Source organism: Nocardiopsis halotolerans DSM 44410, from assembly GCF_000341065.1.
Lineage (GTDB): Bacteria > Actinomycetota > Actinomycetes > Streptosporangiales > Streptosporangiaceae > Nocardiopsis > Nocardiopsis halotolerans.
Map to the genome: position 1 here is coordinate 1 of NZ_ANAX01000312.1, position 2,758 is coordinate 2,758.

The following is a 2,758-nucleotide window of genomic DNA, read 5'->3' on the forward strand; positions in this document are numbered from 1 at the left end:
AGGGTGCCGTCGGCCTCGGCCAGGAATGCGGCGACGCGTTCGGCGAGCTTCCGGAGGGAGTCGGGGTCGGGGGCGCGCAGCTGCCAGCGGGCCTCGAAGACCTGGCCGGGGTCGATGCTGGTGGTGAGGAAGGGGACGCCGCGAGGGGTGTCGCCGGTGCGGGGGCGGCCGAGGTACTGCTCGGCGGTGGTGCGCACGGCGGCGCGCAGGGAGCGGTCCGTGGTGAGGGGATCGCGGACCGCCTTGTAGGGCGTGGCGGGGTCGGTGGGGCCGAAGACGTCGACGGTGGTGTCGCCGTCCTTGCCGGGGGTGTAGAGGTGGGCGGGGGCGGGATGTGCGGCCCCGGCTTCCAGGAGGGGGCGGGCGGGGGCGAAACGGACCCGCTCGCCCCGGGCCACCCAGTCGTGGAGTTCGCGTTCGCGGCCCGCGCGCCGGAGCGCGGCGGCGAGCATCCCGCGCTGGGCACGACCGCTGATGCCGTGCTCGGAGTCGGTCCGCAGGGGGTCGAAGGAGGTGCGTACCGCCAGGGTGTCGGTGAGGACGTAGCGCAGCGCCAGGTAGCCGCTCACCATGTCGGGTCCCATGCGCGCGTCCCCCTCCTTCCGCCGGTGTCCGCCGAACCGGCCTCGGCGGTCACGGGTCCCCTCCCGTGTCCTCGTGCGTCCGGAGACCGTCCGGTACCGCGTCCGCGCGTACGGAGTGCTCGGAGCAGCCGGAACGCGGCCCGGGCCCCGATACCACCGCGCCCGTGCGCGCGGGGCAGTCGATGTGAAAATTATTCATATCCCTGGAGCGGCGGCGCATTCCCGCGGGCGGGCACCGCCTTCCGACGCCCGGGCCGCCGGAGGGGTCTCCGTTCACGCGAACACGCCTTCTCGGTCCCCGCCGGGGGGCGAGGCCAGGCTCAGGGTCACCGCGTGCGGGTCGGTCCCCCCGGGGCCGGCCAGGCGCACGTCCACCCGGCCCCGGCCGCGTGTGCCCCGCAGCCCGATCCGGGTGGTGGCCAGGCAGGCACGGGCCAGCAGCCGCCAGTGCTCCTCGTTCGGCGGGCTCGCCCAGGTCAGCGCGGCGGTGAGGGTCAGCCCCGGCAGGAGCACCCGGTGCGTGCGCAGACGGCCCGGCTCGGGGGCGCCTTCCGGACCGATCTCGATGCCCGACTCCAGGGTCGTGTAGGCGTCGGTGACCGCGCGGCGCAGGGTGGAGCGCATCGGTTCGGCGCGACCGGCGAGCGCGCGGGCGACCGCGGCGCGCACCCCGTCGCCCAGGACGGCGTGGCCCACCCGCAGCATGCGGTCCGCGCCGTGGGAGTGTGCCTGCCCGAAGACCTCGTCGCGCGCCCCGGCCAGTCCGGGCGCGACCACCAGTGCGTCGTCCGCGCCGTCGCGCAGCCGTGCGGCGAGGCGGTGGCGGGGCAGATGGGGAAGGCCGTGCTCGTCGGTGACCACGTCGGTGTCGGCGCCCGTACCGTCCGCGCTGGCTCCGACGAACAGCGCCGGGGAGGCCAGGTGCACGACGACGCGGTCCGGGCGGCTCATCGTGGTGCACCTCCCCGACGAGCCGCCCGGACAGGTGGGCNTTGGGGCCGGTGGGGTTCGAGGGCCGCCGCCAGGCCGGGATCCAGGTGCAGGTTCATCACCTCGATCGCGTCGAGCAGCGCACCGGGTGTCCAGTCCCGGGGCAGGTCGACGGGGGTCCCGGTCGCACGTGCGCGGCGGACGAGTTCGGGTCCGGGGTCGGTGCCCGACTCCAGCAGGGGGACCAGGGCGGAGACCAGCCAGCCCCGGTGGCGGGTGCCGCCGTCGGCGAGCAGACTGCCCGGGGCGGACGCGGACAGGTACCGGTCCAGGAAACCGGTGAACTCCGATCCGGTCAGCGGCAGTCCGGTCCTCGGTACGGGCGCCTGGCGCGCCTGGTCGAGACGGCGCAGCACCCGCCCGACACCGTCGAAACGCGTCGTCCAGGCCACGGCGTGCTCATCCGTCGCTCCGGGGTCGTCCTCCAGGATCCGGACCCGGTGCTGCTTGGCGCTCCGGCACATCGCCTCGCACAGGTCGTAGCCCAGGGACAGGGGCGCGCCGACCGGCTGCACGGCCACCCCCGCCCCGACCGTCGGTACGAACGTGGTGTGCGTGCCCCCGTCGGGCGCGGTGACGACGCGCCCGCCGCCGGGGCGGTCGCCATGGGCCTCGGCGAGCGCGCGGTGTAGCCCCACCCGGGGGTCCCGGGGGTCTTCGACGCGTTCGGGGTCGGCGTCCAGCCAGTCGAGCGCGTAGCGCACCAGGCTCAGGGCGAGCCGGGCGTCGCACAGGACGGTCAGGTCGTCCCCGGCGACCACGATGGGGCGTACCGGCACGGCCACGGGTCCCTGCGGCGCGTGGTGGAGGGTGACCGGCCCGGAGGTGCCCGCACCGGGGATGACGGGGCGCCGCGCGGGCCCGGCGTGGACGGTGGCCGCCACCGCGCGCACCAGGACGCGGGCCAGCCCCTCGGTGAGCCCGGCGATGCGGGTGGACAGGCGGCGCTGGGCGAACGCGCCCGAGCCGGGCACCCCCGGATCCCCCGCGCGTTCGCGGTAGTCGCCCAGGAGGACGCCGAGGCCGTTCACGTCGATGTGGACGACCGCGACGCGGCTGACGTCGCCGTGGTCGCGGCCCAGCCGGTCGACCTCCATGGGCAGGGTCAGGGAGGGCGCGCCGGTGGCGGTGGCGGCGTCGGCCAGCCAGGCGTCGCTGTGGGCTCGGTGCCACCGGCGGCCGAT

General features: G+C 76.5%; 1 protein-coding gene and 2 pseudogenes. All 3 read right to left on the minus strand.

Annotated elements, in window-relative coordinates:
• A pseudogene (locus D455_RS31415) lies at positions 1-584 on the minus strand (hypothetical protein); the annotation flags it as partial.
• Between the two features lie 273 nt (positions 585-857).
• Positions 858-1,535 carry a hypothetical protein gene (locus D455_RS0122805; RefSeq protein WP_017573000.1) on the minus strand — a complete coding sequence of 226 codons (678 nt, stop codon included), beginning with the start codon at positions 1,533-1,535 and terminating at the stop codon, positions 858-860.
• Positions 1,532-2,758, minus strand: a pseudogene (locus D455_RS31420) (hypothetical protein); the annotation flags it as partial. The pseudogene D455_RS31420 and the gene D455_RS0122805, both read right to left, overlap by 4 nt.